At 69.5% G+C, this 14,393-nt stretch carries 12 protein-coding genes and 1 tRNA gene; 3 read left to right on the top strand and 10 right to left on the bottom strand.

Features of this window, described 5'->3' with window-relative positions:
* Positions 1-151: 151 nt before the first annotated feature.
* From KVT44_RS39165 to KVT44_RS39150, 4 genes are all read right to left on the bottom strand, one after another.
* Positions 152-496, bottom strand: a complete 345-nt coding sequence (locus KVT44_RS39165; protein ID WP_217572445.1) for a hypothetical protein — start codon at positions 494-496, stop codon at positions 152-154.
* Positions 497-755: 259 nt separating this feature from the next.
* Entirely contained in the window at positions 756-1,127 is a 372-nt protein-coding gene (locus tag KVT44_RS39160) for a hypothetical protein (protein ID WP_217572443.1), read from the bottom strand.
* Between the two features lie 65 nt (positions 1,128-1,192).
* The gene (locus KVT44_RS39155) at positions 1,193-2,284 is read right to left on the bottom strand and encodes a ParB/RepB/Spo0J family partition protein (protein ID WP_217572441.1); all 1,092 of its coding nucleotides are present in this window, start codon (positions 2,282-2,284) and stop codon (positions 1,193-1,195) included.
* Positions 2,285-2,806: 522 nt separating this feature from the next.
* The gene (locus KVT44_RS39150; RefSeq protein ID WP_217572439.1) at positions 2,807-3,004 is read right to left on the bottom strand and encodes a hypothetical protein; all 198 of its coding nucleotides are present in this window, start codon (positions 3,002-3,004) and stop codon (positions 2,807-2,809) included.
* 190 nt (positions 3,005-3,194) lie between these two features.
* Between KVT44_RS39150 and KVT44_RS39145 the strand changes: the two genes are divergently transcribed.
* A complete protein-coding gene (locus tag KVT44_RS39145) occupies positions 3,195-4,166 on the top strand; it encodes a hypothetical protein (protein WP_217572437.1) in 972 nt (323 codons plus the stop codon).
* A 25-nt stretch (positions 4,167-4,191) separates the two neighbouring features.
* Here KVT44_RS39145 and KVT44_RS39140 read toward each other — a convergent pair whose 3' ends face one another.
* Both KVT44_RS39140 and KVT44_RS39135 read right to left on the bottom strand, forming a co-directional pair.
* Entirely contained in the window at positions 4,192-5,142 is a 951-nt protein-coding gene (locus KVT44_RS39140; protein ID WP_217572435.1) for a recombinase family protein, read from the bottom strand.
* A 15-nt stretch (positions 5,143-5,157) separates the two neighbouring features.
* Entirely contained in the window at positions 5,158-5,421 is a 264-nt protein-coding gene (locus KVT44_RS39135; protein ID WP_254650534.1) for a helix-turn-helix domain-containing protein, read from the bottom strand.
* Between the two features lie 134 nt (positions 5,422-5,555).
* On the opposite strand from KVT44_RS39135, the gene KVT44_RS39130 reads away from it, so the two are divergent.
* On the top strand, positions 5,556-7,121 hold the full coding sequence (locus KVT44_RS39130; RefSeq protein WP_217572433.1) for a site-specific integrase: 1,566 nt from the start codon (positions 5,556-5,558) through the stop codon (positions 7,119-7,121).
* Between the two features lie 97 nt (positions 7,122-7,218).
* On the opposite strand, the gene KVT44_RS39125 is transcribed toward KVT44_RS39130, so the two are convergent.
* Positions 7,219-7,291, bottom strand: a tRNA-Arg gene (locus KVT44_RS39125).
* A gap of 68 nt (positions 7,292-7,359) precedes the next feature.
* Positions 7,360-8,109, bottom strand: a complete 750-nt coding sequence (locus tag KVT44_RS39120) for a TetR/AcrR family transcriptional regulator (protein ID WP_217572431.1) — start codon at positions 8,107-8,109, stop codon at positions 7,360-7,362.
* 174 nt (positions 8,110-8,283) lie between these two features.
* Here KVT44_RS39120 and KVT44_RS39115 point away from each other — a divergent pair, with 174 nt between their 5' ends.
* The gene (locus KVT44_RS39115) at positions 8,284-9,879 is read left to right on the top strand and encodes an MFS transporter (protein ID WP_217572429.1); all 1,596 of its coding nucleotides are present in this window, start codon (positions 8,284-8,286) and stop codon (positions 9,877-9,879) included.
* Between the two features lie 116 nt (positions 9,880-9,995).
* On the opposite strand, the gene KVT44_RS39110 is transcribed toward KVT44_RS39115, so the two are convergent.
* Complete coding sequence (locus tag KVT44_RS39110) at positions 9,996-11,888, bottom strand: IclR family transcriptional regulator C-terminal domain-containing protein (protein WP_217572427.1); 1,893 nt, start codon at positions 11,886-11,888, stop codon at positions 9,996-9,998.
* A gap of 150 nt (positions 11,889-12,038) precedes the next feature.
* Complete coding sequence (locus KVT44_RS39105; protein ID WP_099922176.1) at positions 12,039-13,322, bottom strand: M6 family metalloprotease domain-containing protein; 1,284 nt, start codon at positions 13,320-13,322, stop codon at positions 12,039-12,041.
* Between the last annotated feature and the right edge of the window lie 1,071 nt (positions 13,323-14,393).

Here is a 14,393-nt window from a genome sequence, read left to right as displayed (position 1 = left end):
TGTCCGTGTCGGCGCGCAACTCGTCGATGGGGGAGGCGCTCATGTGCGGTTCCTGTCGTTGGTGGGGAGGGCGGCGGCCGCCGTACCAGCGATGAGGTCACCGGGCTTGAGCCCGGTGACGCCACCGTGGAAGTAGCGCAACGGTCCTCGCCTACCGGTCGTTGCAGCCGCAGATGCCCTGTGGCGTGCACCAGCCGTCGCACGCGTAGCACCACGTCATGCCGGGGGCTGGCGGGGTGCGCTGCTCTACGGGCACAGCGGGGCCGGGTTGGCCGACAGGGCCTTGCGCGATCGCCTCTTTGAGCTCGGCGAGGTGCGCCGCAGCGGCAGGGCCGGGGGTGGCCCGGTCGGCGCGGTCCATCAGGGGTCTCCGGGCAGGTGAGCGGGGTCCGCTTCGTTCGGCCATGACCTTGTCCAGCGGTCCGTAGCGTTCACGCATGAGCCGCTCGTACAGCTCGGGGTCGGCGGCATGGTCGGAGCGGTAGGTCGCGGTCACGAGGTTTCTCCTGGGTACGCGGGGACCCGCCCGGCCTGGTGGCGTGGGCGGGTCCACTCGCGGGTGCGTGGAGCGGCGTCCCCGTGCGGCTCCGCATGGACGGTGCCGGTGTCTGGCGGGTAGGGCGCGGGGGGTTGCCACCCGCCAGACACCGTTGGGGGATGCCGCATGCCACGGCAGTGCTGACGGGCCGGTTCCGCGGCTGCAGCCGTTCCCGATCAGCGAGCAGAACGTACCACGATCGAATGTTGTGGCACATCTATCGATTGCAGTTTCGACAGGTGACTTTGCGGTCGCTGCCGTGCTCCAGCCGGTCGACGACCGGAGCCGGGTATTCGGCGCACTTCGTGGTGAAGTGATTGCGGTCCTCGGCGTACCGGGCCGCGTGGACGGTTCCGTCGGACTCGACTGCACGCCGCGGGTACTCAGCGAGGGCGTCTGCGCCGGCCGGGGAGGTGGCGGGTTTTCCGGCCCACAGGACGGCGCCGAAGCCATAGCCGTCCAGCGCGTCGGTGCCGCTGGCGTCGGGCTCGTCGACGAGGAACAGCGCGTCCTGATTGGCCTTGGCGCGGGCGCCGAAGTGTTGGGGCGTCATGCGCTGCCAGTCGGGGCGGCTGGGGGCGTCGCTCACAGGGTTTCCCTTCAGTGGTTGGCACAAGGCATGGCCCGCCCCCGGGCGGGGCGGGCCGGTTCGGGTCAGACGGCAGCGGAGGAGGCGCGCTTGGCCGGGGCCTTGCGCTTGGCCGGTACCTGCGGCTTGGCCGGGGCCTTCGGCTTGGGCGCGGCGGCCTCGACCTTGGTGGCGGGCTCGGCCGGGGTCTTGGGCTTGGCTTGGGCGGCGAGGCTTTCGTGTTCGGCGTCGGGGTTCAGGCGGGCGATCTCGCGGGCCTCGGCGTGCGCCTTGGCCTGCCGCATGTTGAACCGCGCCTTGGTGACCGCGTCGGCGACGCGGTCCATCTGGTCCAGGCGCTTGCCGACCTCGCCCTCAAGGGCCAGCGCCAGCTTCATCGGGTCCGCCTTGGCCAACTCCTCCAGCAGGCCCAGTACCTGCTCGATCCGGTCGATGCTTGAGCGGGTTTTGGTGCGGTCGCGCTGCCGCTCCTCACGCTCCTCGGGGGTCATCTCCTCCATGATCATGGCGACCACCTGGCCCTGCTGCTGCTTGAGCGCGTACGCGAAGTGCACCAGATCGTTGTCGCCAGCGAAGGCGCCCTTCGCCCACTTCTTCATGACCGCCGCCTGGTTGCCGGGCGTCAGAGCCGCGATCTGCACGGCCGCCTGGGTGCCGATAGCGCCCGAGTTGACGTGCTGCTGGACTTCCTCGGTCAGGTTGAGCAGCGCCAGGCGCAGGTTCACGTACTGCGTGGACTTTCCGAACTCCTTGGCGACGGCGCCGACCTCGGCGCCGTCCTCCTCGTCGAGGATCCGACGGAACGCCTTGGCTTCCTCCATCGGAGTCATGTCGGCGCGGTTGATGTTCTCAGCGACCGACCGCTTGAAACGCTCCAGGACGGTCAGGTCGTCTTCGGTGACGATGCACTTGATCTCTGCGAGTTCGGCGATCTGGTGGGCGCGCCAGCGGCGCACGCCCGCGACGATCTCATAGGCGTGGACCTCGCCGTCCACGCTGGCCTCGACGGGCTGCATGCGGCGGACCTCGATCGGCTGCATGAGGCCGAACCGCTTGATGGACTCGGCCAGTTCCTTCAGGTCACCCTCGTCAAAGTGCTCTCGCGGCTGCTGCGGGTTGCGATGGATCTCGGTGATCTGTATTTCGCGGATCGTCATGGCTCGCTCCAAGAGGCCGGGTCGGGCGGAGGCGATTCCTCGCCTCTGTGCTCTTATTCTAGCTGCATTTGGGTGGGGGGCAAGGAATTTTCCAGACGATTTCCGCAGGTCAGAACGTGCATAGAGGCGGGCGCTGTGGGACGCGCCCGCCTCTGCATGCATGGGGGTTCAGGTCAACTTGCCTGCTCCAGCGCCACCCCCGCATGGCCTGGCTCCTCGTGTGCCCCCCCATCCAAGACCACGGCCAGCGCCCGCAGCGCCACCCGTGCTTCTCGTACCTCCAGGCTGCGGCGGTTCGATCCCTCGGCCTCCTGCATGCGCCGACGGATGCGCGCCGGATCGACAGCCACGTCCTTCCTCCCCAACTGGGCGGCGAGCGCCCTTCTTGTCGCCGCGCGCGAACGGTTCGCGCGCGCCACCCCTCGCCGTTTTCCCCGCACTTCCCCCAAAAGCGTCCGAGGCCCACGTACCGGAGGCCTGGGCCCGTCTTCCCAGGTATCCGGCAGGCCTACCCTCGGCTTGTTACCAGGAGCTGTCGTCGAGCGGGGTCAGGGCGCCGCTCCCACCCTGGGCTTGGTCCGTCACCGACGAAAGATCGGCCGGATCTTCGGCGACCACTCGCGCCTGTGCGGGCGCCTCAACTACCGAGACCACGCCCAGGCCGGCAATCGCCACGAGCGCACCAGAAGCCACGAGCCGCAAAGCACGACGAATGACCATGCAAGGTTCCCCTTCTTGTCCGAGTCAGGAGGCAGGCGCACGACAGCAGCCTTCAGATCACCCGCCCCGAAGAGGCGTCACATGTTGAATTAAGTGCGCCTTTTGTAAACACCCTGTAGTGATGTTGTGCGATCATCAAGCGTTCCTTACCCATGGTTTCGCCCACTGGACATTGTCAGGGGTACGAAAGGTGCCACAAGTACCGAAGCTGCCTGATTTATCTCCTCAGGCCATAGACACTTACTTACGCATCCTCGCGGGAGACAAACTGGATCCAACGACCGCTGGCTTGAAAGAACTTGTTGATGTGGGCCTGGCGGTCTCGCACCCGTATGAGGCGGATGTCTACGCCGCCGTCGAGCCACGCCACACCTACGCGCACATGGTCAACCTGGCGCACCAGCAGCTGACTTCACTGACCACCTACGTCGGCGCCTTACCCGACTTCTTAATGCAGCTTCGCAATCACTACGACGCGGCGCGCGCGACCGGCTCGGTGGAGCTTCTAACCGGCAAGAAGCTCATCAACACACGCATCGCCGAGCAGAATTCCGCCGCACGCCAGGTGGTCCGTACCGCCCAGCCCGGCCAGCGCACGGCCGAAGACCTCACCCGTTCCAGGACCCGCGACCCGCAAGCCCTTGCGCGCGGCCTGGCACTGCGCACGCTGTACCACAGCTCCGTCCGCCGAGTCGCCAACGTCGGTGAGTGGGCGCACGAGATGGCCGCCGCCGGCGGACAGATCCGCACCCTCAACACGCCGTTTCCACGCATCGTCATGTATGACACCCAGGCCGCGTTCATACCTGTTCACAACACCGACGTCGACTCCTCGGAAGAGGCAGTCCTGGTCCGCGACCCTCTGGTGTGTGGTTTCATCGCCGCCGTGTTCGACCTCTTCTGGGAGGGCGCAGACCCCTGGCTCGGCGGTCGGGGCGGCAGCAACCCCGATGGAACACTGAACACGAATCCCACCCAGCGGGCCATCCTGCGCCAGCTGTGCCTCGGCAAGAACCAGAAGCAGGCTGCGAAGGCGTGCGGGATCAGCACAAGTTGGGCCAACGAGCAGATGAGCGACCTGCGCAAGACTCTCGACGTGGAGACGATGAACGAGGTCATCTACTGGTGGCCGACCTCGCCTGATCACGACGTGAAGCCGTGACATCCGGCGCGCTGCCGCCTCAAACTCAAGCGGCCTCGGCAGCGCGCCAGTTCAGCTCAACCCGATCGTCGACATCGCGCACTCCTCGGGCACGCGCCGGACGGACGACGATCTCTTCCAGGAGCAGCAGCACCAGCGCCCGCTTGGAGCTGTACGGCGCGTGCTCCCACCAGCGGGCCAGGTCCTCCACCGCGCCCAAGGGCACGTCGGCGGCCTGCTCCACAAAGCGCAGCCGGGATCGCGCCGCCTTCAGATCCTCGGTGATGCGCTTGTCTGCCGCTACGAATGCGTCCCGTGAGAGCTGGCCGGCCGCATACGGTGCGGCCAGTTCGACGCGGGATTCCTCCAGCGTGACAAGTCGCCCGCGCAGTTGTTGCGCCTCAGCCTCGGCCTCCTCGCGGGCCTGCTCCAGGACGGCGCGCGAATCGGGGCGGGCCAACTCGCCCAAGACGTGCTCGGCCACGTGATCTTCCAACAGGGACGCGGTGATGCGGACTTTGCCGCATCCTCCGCGACTGGTCTGGCAGCGGTAGGAGGGTGTACCGGCGCTGGTACGCCCCCCCGTCATAGGTGTGGAGCACTGGCCGCACACCGTGGCCCCGCCTGCCAGCAGGTACTCGTAGTCAGGCTCGCGGCTCTCGCCTGAGCGGACGCTGCCGCGCCTGCCAGGGCGCTGCTGCATCTCCCGGAACTCCTCGGGGGTGATCAACGCCTCACGGCCGGTCTCGACAAGTTCACCGCCCTCGGGGGCACGCTCCAGGCCCGCGATCGCCGGGTTGTCCAGGAGACGGCCCAGCGACATGCTGGTCCACTCGCCGCCCATGGTGCCGCGGTGCCCCTCGGCGTTCATCCACGCCGCAACCTCAGACTGCGACTGCCCGGCCCGGATACGGCTCACAGCCTCACGTACGACCTGGCGCTCCTCTGCGCGAACACGCGTCAGAGACTGGTTGTCGAAGCCGTACAAACGCGGCATGCCACCGTTCCCCACTCATCCAGCCGCCCGCACAGGTCCCTGACGCAGCGAAGCGATCCCGAGCGCCTCCCACAGGGCGGCCGTCGGGATACGGATCGTGCTCCCCATCGTCAGCGTCCGCACAGGGAACTGACCGGCCTTGATCAAGTCGTACGCCTTGTTGTGCCCGATGCCCAGCGCGCGGGCCGCGGTCACGACGTTGACCGTCGCGGGCAGTGCCAAGACCTCATCCAGGCTCATTCCGCGCTGATCGGCAGCCAGAGTGCTCGTCGTCGCCATCTCATTGTCGCGATCTCCCCCGCGCCAACATGTGCCACACCATACACGCGGGACCTCATTACAGGCAGCCAAGCCAAGCAACGCTAGGGAAGAATGTGCGCTCACAGTGACAACTCGGTGTAGGGGTGGGGGAGATGTTCGAGGACAAGACGTATAAACGGTGCTCCTGCAAGGGGCCGCTGGTCGACAAGGACAGCCGGCCGGTCCTCGACAGCGACGGAAAGCAGAAGATCGGCTACCTGGAGAAGACCTGCCCCAAGCTCAAGCAGCGAGACCACGGCTCTTGGTACTACTCCATAGAGCTGCCGCCCGGCCCTAACGGCAAGCGCCTCCCCCGGGCGAAGAAGGGCGGCTTCCACACGAAGACGAAAGCGACCGCCGAGGCCGAGAAGATATGGAAACTCGCACAGGACGGCGTGGACGTCCTCAGTGAGGAGACCGTGGCCGACTACCTCCGTCGCTGGTTCGCAAAGCGCGTCGACCTGAAGAAGTCCACCCGCAAGGGATACGAGGACTACATCGAGCGAGTCTTCATCCCCTACCTCGGCGCCATCAAGCTGCTGTCACTGCGCACCCGCCACATCCAGTCGATGTTCGAAAAGCTGTGGGCCGACAACGAGGTCCACGCAGAGAACCACGTGAAGGCGCACCAGGCCCTCGCCGCCGAGCGCACCGCCCGCACCGCGTGGAAGGACTGCGTGGAGCGGCCTCGGCCCAAGGAACTGCGCCAGGCGTGGGAAGACGCCAAGACCGCCCTGAAAGAAGCCCGCGCCCTGCCCTGGCACGTGACCGGCCCCGGCACGCAGGTGAAGATGCTCAACACCCTCTCCGGCGCCCTGGAGGATGCCGTGAAAGAGAAGCTGATCGCCGAGAACTGGACCAAGCAGGTCGTCCTGCCGAAGTACGTCCGACCCAAGCCGCTCGTGTGGACGCCGGCCCGGATCGAGGCATGGCGCCAGACCGGCGAGAAGCCGGGCAAGGTCATGGTGTGGATGCCGGAACAGACAGGGGAGTTCCTGGACGCCGTCGCCGAGCACCGCCTCTACCCGATGTTCCACCTCATGGTCTTCAGGGGGCTACGCCGCGGCGAGGCGGTCGGCCTTCCGTGGGCGGAGACCGACCTGGCGCAGGGGACCGTGCACATCAGCGAGCAGCTCGTGGCCTCCTCGTACGACGTGTGGGAGGACACCCCCAAGAGCGAAAGCGGCGAGCGGACGATCAAGCTGGACTCCGAGACGCGGAAGCTGCTGGAACTGTGGCGCGAGCGGCAGAACAGGGAACGCGCCGACTGGGAGGCCCACGCCAAGGCCTGGAAGCGCACCGGCCTGGTGTTCACCTGGGAGGACGGAGGCGCCTACCACCCGGAGTACCTGTCCCAGGTGTTCATGCGCCTGATGAAGAAGCTCAACCTGCCGCCAGTGCGGCTGCACGACCTGCGGCACTGCGCCGCGACCCTGTCTCTGGCCGCCGGCCTGCACATGAAGGCCATCCAGACTCTGCTGGGCCACTCCTCTTACTCGCTGACCGCCGACACGTACACCTCGGTACTACCGCAGTTCGAGGAAGCTCAGGCCGAGGCCCCGCTTGCTCTGGTTCCGCGCAGGTCCGCGGCGCGGCGCAACGACCCCCAGGAGAAGGGGGAGACGCCCGCCGTTCCCGCGGAAGAGGGCGGTGAGGTTCCCACAGAGGACGCTGCCTAACGGCGCGTTCCCATGGCGTTCCCATGGAAGGTCAAAAGGCCCCTCGGAGATCAACTCCGAGGGGCCTTTTTGATGCTCCATGCCTGGTCAGGCACTGTGCCCCCGGCAGGATTCGAACCTGCGACACCCGCTTTAGGAGAGCGGTGCTCTATCCCCTGAGCTACGAAGGCGGGGGGATCTCGGTGAGACCCGGCGACTAGCGTAGCGGATTCGGTGGGGTGGGGGTTCTGGCGTTCGGTCAGTGGGTGATTCGGGTTTCCAGGCCGTCCAGGACGCGGTCGAGGCCGTACTGGAAATTCTCGTCGCGGGCGGTGCGGGGATCCTTGCCGCGTTGTTCGGCGTAGCCCTCGCGGAGGTGGGGGTAGGACTCGGCGGCCTGTTCGGCGGTGGGCCAGAGGCTTTCCACGTACTGCTGTTCGGTGTGGCCGCTGCGGGCGAGGACGTTGAGGTAGGCGGCCTCGCTGGTGGCCATGCCGGTGACGTAGGCGACGAGGGTCGAGGCGGCCTGGTCGGCCTCGGTGGTGGGCAGGCCCGCGCGGGTGAAGAGGGCGAGCAGGAACTCGGCCAGGCGCATCGCGTTCGGGCCGAGGTACGACATGCCCATCTCGCCGAGGACCGAGGCGATCCACGGGTGGCGGAGCATCGTCGCGCGCAGGCTCTGGGCGCAGTGGGTCGCGTCCGTGCGCCAGGTCGCGGGGTCGGTGGACCGGGGGATCTCGATTTCGCCGTAGATCTCGTCGATGGCCAGCTCGATGAGCTCGTCCTTGTTGGCCACGTGCCGGTAGAGCGAGGTGGCTCCGGCGCCGAGGCGGGTGCCGAGCTTGCGCATGCTCAGGGCGTCGATGCCGTCGGAGTCGAGCAGGCGTAGCGCCTCGGCGACGATCTGGTCCCGGCTCAGCGCCGGCTGTTCGCGGCCGGCTCGGGGGCGGGTCCACACCGACTGGACGGGCGTCGGCGGCCCCGCTTCGGCCTGCTCCTGGGGGGACATACGGCTTCCTCTCTCCCGGTCCGGCCACCGTAGCGCACAGCATGCGCAGGATGCGTACGGGTGACCATGGGTCCGTACGGTGTTCCCTCTTGCATACAGTGTGCGCATCGCCGTACGGTGTTCCACGGAGCGCACGGTGTGTGCGGCTCAGCCCGCCGTTCGAGAGGTAATGAGATGGACCGTCATCCGCGTCGCTGGCTCATCCTGATCGTGTTGTGCCTCAGCACCCTGGTGCTGGTCGTCGACAACATGGTTCTCACCGTGGCGATCCCGACGATCGCCGAGGACCTGAAGGCCAGTGCCCAGGACCTCCAGTGGATCCTCGACTCGTACATGCTGGTCTTCGCCGGGCTGCTGCTGACCGCGGGCAGCCTCTCCGACAAGTTCGGGCGGCGGAAGGTGATGGTCATCGGGCTCGCGCTCTTCGGGGCGGCCTCGGTGGTGGCCATGGAGGCCGCCACGCCCGGGGCGCTGATCCTGGGGCGGGTGCTGATGGGCGTCGGGGGCGCGCTGATCATGCCCAGCACGCTGTCGATCCTGGTCACCGTCTTCGACGACGCCGAACGGCCCAAGGCCATCGCCGCCTGGAGCGCCGTCGCCATGGTCGGGCTCGTCGGTGGTCCCGTCGTCGGTGGCGCGCTGCTGGCCCACTTCTGGTGGGGGGTCGTCTTCCTCCTCAACATCCCCATCGCCGGTCTCGCGATCATCGCCGCGCTGGTCCTCATGCCCGAGTCCAAGGGACCCTGGCGCAAGGCCGACCCGATCGGCATGGTGCTGTCGATGGTCGGCATGACCGCGCTCATCTGGACGATCATCGAGTTTCCCAAGGGCGGGCTGGGTCAGCAGGGCACGCAGCTCTCGCTCGGCGTCGCCGTGCTCGGGCTGGTCGGGTTCGGGGTGTGGGAGAGCCGTTGCTCCTCGCCGATGATCCCGGTCTCGATCTACCGCAACCGTGTCTTCACCGGCGCCAGCTTCTCCCTCGTGCTGCTGACCCTGGCCCAGGGCGGCCTGATGCTGGTGCTGACCCAGTACCTGCAGTTCGTCCTCGGCTACTCCGCCACCCAGACCGGTCTCGCCTTCACCCCGCTGGCCCTCGCGACCCTCGCCTTCAACAGCGTCGGCGCCGCCCTGCTGCCGAAGACCGGCAACCGCGCCATGGTGGTCTTCGGACTCCTCGTCATCGCCTCCGGGTTCGGGCTGCTGTCCACGCTGAACCCGGAGAGTGGGTGGGGCGTCCTCGCCGGTGCGATGTGCCTGATGGGCGCCGGTGGCGGGCTGACCATGCCCGCGGCGATGTCGGCCATGATGGGTGCGATCCCGGACGAGCACGCCGGTGTGGGCTCCGCGCTCAACGACACCGTTCAGCAGGCTGGCGCCGCGCTCGGTGTCGCCGTCCTCGGTGCGGTTCTCTCCAGCACCTTCACCGGCCACATGCCCGCCGCCGCCCCGGCCGCCGCCCGCCACTCGATCGGCGACGCCCTCGCCGTCGCCGCCCGCACCGGCGACAAGTCCCTGCTCGCCTCCGCCCACGACGCCTTCACCAGCGCGATGTCGGCGAGCTTCCTGGCGGGCGGGGCGGGAGTCCTGGTCGCGGCCGTACTCGCCGTCTTCCTGATGCGCGACGGCGGGCCCGCCGGAGCCTCGGACCAGGGTGCGACCGAGGTCGCGTCGGAGGAGGGTCTGTCGGAGGAGGGTGCGGCGGACGAGGGTGTGTTGGGCGAGGGGGTGGCGGAGGTCGTGTCGGCCGGGGGCGTGGAGGTCAGCCACTGACGCCCAGGGGCACCCCCCCACACCTGCTACCGCCCGTGTCCGGACCACGTTCCCGTGGCCCGGACACGGGCGTTCACGTGCTCAAACGGTCGTCACAAGGGGTGCGCGCCGACGCGTCACGTCCGCGCTACCCGACGGAACCGTCCCGCCACCCACAGGTCCTCCTCGATCCGCCCCACCGTGGCCCGCAACTCCGGCAGCACCTCGGCGACGCACTCCTCGGCCGTACGGCGGCTGCTGTGCATCGCGACATTGACGGCGGCCACGACCCGCCCACCGCGCTCGCGCACCGGCACCGCGACCGAGCGCAGCCCCACCTCCAACTCCTCGTCGACCAGGGCGTATCCCTCTTCCCGTACGCGGTCCAGGACGGCCCTCAGCCGAGCGGGGTCCGTGATCGTGCGGGGGGTCAACGGGAGCAGTTCGGTGAGCGGGGGCTCGGGCAGGTCCGCCAGCATCACCCGGCCCAGCGCGGTGGGGTACGCGGGCAGACGGGTGCCGATGGTGATGTGGACGCTCATGACGCGGCTGGTGGAGACGCGGCCCGTGTACTGGATCTCGTCGCCGGTCAGGACCGCCAGCGACACCGAGTCGTGCAGCCGCTGCGAGAGTTCGGTGAGGTGCGGGGCGGCGATCTCGGCGAGCGAGGTCCGTGACAGGGGAGGAAAGCCGAGGCCCAGCACGCGGGGGGTGAGGCGGAAGACGCGGTCGTGCGCGGTGACGTATCCGAGGTGCTCCAGGGTGATCAGGGCGCGGCGGGCGGTCGCCCGGGCGAGTCCGGTGGCCTGGGCGACCTCGGTGAGGTTCAGTTCGGCGCGGCCCTCGCCGAAGGCGGTGATGACGGTGAGGCCCCGGGCCAGCGACTCGATGAACTCCCGGCCCAGTTCCTGCTTGGAGGCGCCGGTCCAGACGGCGAGGCCGGAGGGGGTGGCGGCGGTGCGGGGCGTGGCGGATTCGGCGTGCTGCGCCTCGCGCAGTTCCCGTTCCATCGCGGCGACGGCCTCCCGTAGCCGGGGCAGCAGGGTGTCGCGCAGATCGGCCGCGGTGTGCCGGCTGGTGTGGCTGACCACGCTCACCACACAGGCGATGCGGCCCGCCTCCCGTACGGGCATGGAGAGGGCGACCAGGCCCGGTTCGATCAACTGGTCGTCCAGCGCCCAGCCGGCCTCCCGCGCCTCGGCCGTACGCTGCTCGAAGTCGTCGCCGAGGGCGGGAAGTCGACGTGCGCTTCGGCCGGCGCCCGGCTCCTCCGGCCTGTCCGCCGCGAGGCTTTTGCCGACGGTGAGGTCCTTGGCGACGGTGAGGTCTTTGGCGACGGTGAGGTCTTTGCCGTTTTTGCCGTTCGAGCGGTTCGTGCGGTTCGTGCCGATCCTGTCCTTCTCATCGTTTCGGTCGTCCTCGCCGTACTCGATCGGCCGGCTCCGCGCCGGGACCGCCGGAAACCCCCGGTCCTCCGGGTCGGCCGCGCGCCGCTCGCGCCACCGTGCCCACTCCCGATCGCCCCACTCGGTGGCGAACAGCGGGCCGGGCGCGGTGCGTTCGGCGGGCAGCAGGTCGCCGATGCGGAAGCTCAGCGACATGGCGCGGCGGCGAGTCGCCTGGTGGATGAAGCGGATGCCGTCCTGGTCGCCGACCGCGAGCGAGACGGACTCGTCGAGCTCGTCGGCGAGGGCGTCGGCGTGCGCGTCGAGGAGGCGGGGCAGGCGCAGGGCGGCCAGGTAGGCGTTGCCGAGTTCCATCAGACGGGGGGCCAGGACGGCGTCGCGGCCGTCGAGGCGTACGTACCCCCGGCGCGCCAGGGTCGCGGTGATCCGGTCGACGGTGGAGCGCGCGAGCCCGGTGGACCGCTCCAGACCGCTGAGGCTGGACACTCCGTCGGCGTCGGTCAGCCGCCGCAGTACGGCGATACCGCGGATGAGGGGGGTGACGGCCTCGGCGGGCACCGCGGCCTCGGCGCCTGCGGCGCTGCTGGTGCCGGTCCCGGGGGCCGGTGCGACGTTCGATGGCATGGGCTCTCCGATGCGGATCTCTGAAGAGACGCAGTCGCGGATCTCCGAAGAGACTCAGAACAGACACCGTAGTCCTTGCACGGCCAGGTCAGCAGGTCGGAGGCCGGGAGGGGTGGGGGAGCGGCCGGTCGGGGGAGGCGGAGCGGCCGGTCAGCGGCGGGTGACGGACACCCGGTAGTCACCGTTCGGATCCGACGCCGTGACCGCGATCGTGATGCCGGTCTTGGGGTCCTTGAAGGACTCGCCGGGGGTGAAGGGGGCGTCGGAGAGTTCCGCGTGGACGTTGGGGCTGCGGGTGCAGCCGCCGCTGTGGCGCTTGGAGTCGTAGACGGTGATGGGGCCGTTTCCGGTGTCCACGCCCGCGTCGACCTTGTAGATGAGGATGCCGGGGCGGCAGACGGCGGAGTCGTTGCCGTCGTGGGTGCGCAGTTCGAAGGCGTACCCCGTCTTGGTGCTGGTGGGTACGAAGACCAGTTTCTCGCCGCCGGGCCGGGACAGCGGGGTGAGGGTGTACTCCGTCGTCCCGGGCGACGCGGCGCATCTCACCTGCGACTCGTCGAGCCAGCCCAGCTTCCACTTGTGCCAGCCGAGGAGGTCGTTGTCGGCTCCCCAGTCCTCGCTCATGATGTCCCAGTGGCCGACCGCGCCTCCGCCCTCCGGGGTGTAGAGGTCGGGCAGGCCGAAGGTGTGGCCGTTCTCGTGGGGGAGTACCCGGTAGCCGGTCTCGGCGTAGGAGCCGGAGCCGTCGTCCTGGCGGCTGTAGACGAAGGACGCGTTGGAGACGGGGACGCCGTCGGCTATGGGTGCCTCGGTGTTGCCGGCGAAGGTGACGGACAGGACGGTGTCCAGGGCGGAGGGCCCGGCGTTCGGCGTCACCAGCACGTTCAGGAGGTCGTACGAGCGGAAGTCCACCTCGGGGTCGGCCGTGGCCACTATGTCCTGGACCAGATCGCGGTAGCCGGGGTCGAAGGGGGCGCCGCGTTCTATGCCGTACGCCTTGAAGGGCTTGGGCATGCGCAGCCAGTGGCGGATGGGGGTCTCGGGGCGGTAGTCGAGGCGGCCGTAGGAACTGGTGCGAAACCAGTTCTGGGTCTGCGGGAAGAACTCGGCGAGCCGGTCGAGTGCGCTGCCCGGGCCGGGCGCGTCGGAGAAGTCGACCATCAGAGTGAGGGCTCGGACGGTGCCGGTGGAGCGGGCGTATCCGGGTTGGGTCGGTATGCCCTCGCCCATCTGTACGCCCATCGCGCCGGTGATCATGCAGGGACCGAGCGCCGTGGAGCGGGCCAGCGCGATGGAGCCCGCCGTCGTGGAGCCCGCCGGGAGGTGACCGGTGCCGGCGGAGGTGCTGACCGTCAGCGTCAGAAGGGTCACCGTGGCGAGGGCGGCCACGCGGCGCGAGCGTATCCGGCGGGTGGTGGGCTGCATCGGCTGCATGCAGGGGCCCTTCGCTCACGGCAGCCGCCCGGTCACCGGCTGCACCCTGTGCGATCACCCTGTGACGGGGGATGCGGGGGCGCGCGCTGGAAGAGCCCGAACGTGGGTTTCTTGCCGGGGGAAGGGTGACGGGAGCCGCGTCAGAGGTTTGGCCATGGGGCGGGGTGGTGCGGGCGTGGGGGTGCGGGGTGGGGCGGATGTGCGGGCGTGGGGGTGGGGGCTGGGGCGAGTGTGCGGGCGTGGGCTGGGACGGATGCCGGGCCGTGGCTGGGGCGGATGCTGAGCTGGGGGCCGTGTCGGATGTTCGGCCGCGCGCCGTGCCGTGCCGCGCTGGGATGGGCTGCGCTGGGCTGGGCGCTTGGCCGGGAGCCGCGCTGGGCGCGTGGCCGCTTGCCGCGCGGGATGCCGATCGCGAGCCGCGCCGGGGGCTTGGCAGGGCGGCTGCGCAGGAAGTCTTGCTGGAAGTCTCGGTAGATGTTCTGCCGGGAGCCGCGTCGGGTGCTCAGCTGGAGGCGCGGCGGATGTTTGGTCGTGCGCTGCGTGGGATCCCCTGGCGGGAGCCGTGCCCGGTGCTCGGCCGGTGGTCGCGGCGGATGCCTGGCCGTGCGCTGCGCGCGATGCTCTGCTGGAAGTCTCGGTAGATGTTCTGCCGAGAGCCGCGTCGGGTGCTCTGCCGGAGGCACGGCGGATGTTTGGCCGTGCGCTGCGCGGGATGCTCTGCCGGGGGCCGCCCTGGAGGCACGCCGGATGCTACGCAGCGCGCCGCGCAGGATGCTGCGCCCGGAGTCTGGCCGGATGCTTGGCCTGGCGTCACGCCGGACGCCGACCGCGCATCGCGCCGGACGTCGGGCAGGGAGGCATGCCGGACGCCGGGTTGTATGCCGCGCCGGACGCCGGGCCACCCACCACGCCGGAAGCTGGGCCGCGCACCACCCCAGAGGCCAGGCTCGCCCGCCACGCCCGATGTCAGGCTCGCCCGCCACGCCCGACGCCAGCCCGCCCACCACGCCCGACGCCGCCCCCACCCCCGCCGCCAGACCGCCCCCACCCCCACCCCCGCCGCCAGGCCGT

It is taken from the genome of Streptomyces sp. GbtcB7, from assembly GCF_019091445.1.
Classification (GTDB): Bacteria; Actinomycetota; Actinomycetes; order Streptomycetales; family Streptomycetaceae; genus Streptomyces; species Streptomyces mirabilis.
This window is presented reverse-complemented; position numbering and strand designations above follow the sequence as displayed.

What these genes read in the sequence shown, in the direction of transcription:
- KVT44_RS39135 (WP_254650534.1), bottom strand. Translation starts at nt 5,421, where the DNA reads ATGGCGACGACGAGCACTCTGGCTGCCGATCAGCGCGGAATGAGCCTG.
- KVT44_RS39110 (WP_217572427.1), bottom strand. Translation starts at nt 11,888, where the DNA reads ATGCCATCGAACGTCGCACCGGCCCCCGGGACCGGCACCAGCAGCGCC.
- KVT44_RS39115 (WP_217572429.1), top strand. Translation starts at nt 8,284, where the DNA reads ATGGACCGTCATCCGCGTCGCTGGCTCATCCTGATCGTGTTGTGCCTC.
- KVT44_RS39150 (WP_217572439.1), bottom strand. Translation starts at nt 3,004, where the DNA reads ATGGTCATTCGTCGTGCTTTGCGGCTCGTGGCTTCTGGTGCGCTCGTG.
- KVT44_RS39120 (WP_217572431.1), bottom strand. Translation starts at nt 8,109, where the DNA reads ATGTCCCCCCAGGAGCAGGCCGAAGCGGGGCCGCCGACGCCCGTCCAG.
- KVT44_RS39140 (WP_217572435.1), bottom strand. Translation starts at nt 5,142, where the DNA reads ATGCCGCGTTTGTACGGCTTCGACAACCAGTCTCTGACGCGTGTTCGC.
- KVT44_RS39155 (WP_217572441.1), bottom strand. Translation starts at nt 2,284, where the DNA reads ATGACGATCCGCGAAATACAGATCACCGAGATCCATCGCAACCCGCAG.
- KVT44_RS39130 (WP_217572433.1), top strand. Translation starts at nt 5,556, where the DNA reads ATGTTCGAGGACAAGACGTATAAACGGTGCTCCTGCAAGGGGCCGCTG.
- KVT44_RS39105 (WP_099922176.1), bottom strand. Translation starts at nt 13,322, where the DNA reads ATGCAGCCGATGCAGCCCACCACCCGCCGGATACGCTCGCGCCGCGTG.